Consider the following 1582-nt stretch of genomic DNA (forward strand, 5'->3'; position numbering starts at 1 on the left):
CCCGAGGGGGTAGTAGGTGAGTGATGGGGTGACGCAGGAGGGTAGCTCAGCCCAGGCGATGGTTGTCCTGGGGTAAGCATGTAGCCCGTGTCGTAGGTAAATCCGCGGCGCATTGAGGGTGAGATGTGATGCCGAGCCGTTTTAGGTGAAGTGAGTGATCCCATGCTGTCGAGAAAAGCCTCTAGCGAGTGTATCGGCGGCCCGTACCCTAAACCGACTCAGGTGGTCAGGTAGAGAATACCAAGGCGATCGGGTGAACTGTGGTTAAGGAACTCGGCAAATTGCCCCCGTAACTTTGGGAGAAGGGGGGCCATGTCCGGTGATCCGCTTTGCGCGGGGAGCTGGGTGTGGTCGCAGTGGCCAGGGGGAAGCGACTGTTTACTAAAAACACAGGTCCGTGCGAAGTCGTAAGACGCTGTATACGGACTGACGCCTGCCCGGTGCCGGAACGTTAAGAGGACCGGTTAGACCCGTAAGGGTCGAGGCTGAGAATCTAAGCGCCGGTAAACGGCGGTGGTAACTATAACCATCCTAAGGTAGCGAAATTCCTTGTCGGGTAAGTTCCGACCTGCACGAATGGCGTAACGACTTCCCCGCTGTCTCAACCACAGGCCCGGCGAAATTGCAGTACGAGTAAAGATGCTCGTTTCGCGCAGCAGGACGGAAAGACCCCGGGACCTTCACTATAGCTTGGCATTGGCGTTTGGAGCGTCTTGTGTAGGATAGGTGGGAGACTGTGAAGCCGGCACGCCAGTGTCGGTGGAGTCGTTGGTGAAATACCACTCTGGTCGTTTTGAGCGTCTAACCCGCGCCCGTGTATCCGGGTGGGGGACAGTGCCTGGTGGGTAGTTTAACTGGGGCGGTTGCCTCCTAAAGTGTAACGGAGGCGCCCAAAGGTTCCCTCAGCCTGGTTGGCAATCAGGTGGCGAGTGTAAGGGCACAAGGGAGCTTGACTGTGAGACGGACGTGTCGAGCAGGTGCGAAAGCAGGGCCTAGTGATCCGGCACCTACGTGTGGAAGTGGTGTCGCTCAACGGCTAAAAGGTACCCCGGGGATAACAGGCTGATCTTCCCCAAGAGTCCATATCGACGGGATGGTTTGGCACCTCGATGTCGGCTCGTCGCATCCTGGGGCTGGAGTAGGTCCCAAGGGTTGGGCTGTTCGCCCATTAAAGCGGCACGCGAGCTGGGTTTAGAACGTCGCGAGACAGTTCGGTCCCTATCCGCTGCGCGCGTAGGAGAATTGTGAGGGTCTGTCCCTAGTACGAGAGGACCGGGACGGACGAACCTCTGGTGTGCCAGTTGTCCCGCCAGGGGCACGGCTGGTTGGCTACGTTCGGTCGGGATAACCGCTGAAAGCATCTAAGCGGGAAGCCTTCCTCGAGATGAGTTCTCCCTTCCACCTTCGGGTGGGGTAAGGCCCCCAAGAGACGATTGGGTTGATAGGCCGGGGATGGAAGCGCGGTAACGTGTGGAGTCGACCGGTACTAATAGGCCGAGTGGCTTGAACACACATGACGTTCAATCCGAATCGCTGCAAGTTGTGTTCGCGTCCCTGTGTGGTTCTCAGGAAACAACCTGGG

General features: G+C 58.1%; 1 rRNA gene. It reads left to right on the forward strand.

The features are described 5' to 3' along the window. Nucleotides 1-1511: ribosomal RNA gene (locus tag AB0C35_RS45980) — 23S ribosomal RNA — on the forward strand; the annotation flags it as partial. Nucleotides 1512-1582 lie beyond the last annotated feature (71 nt).

The organism is Spirillospora sp. NPDC048819 (assembly GCF_040650055.1).
GTDB lineage: Bacteria > Actinomycetota > Actinomycetes > Streptosporangiales > Streptosporangiaceae > Spirillospora.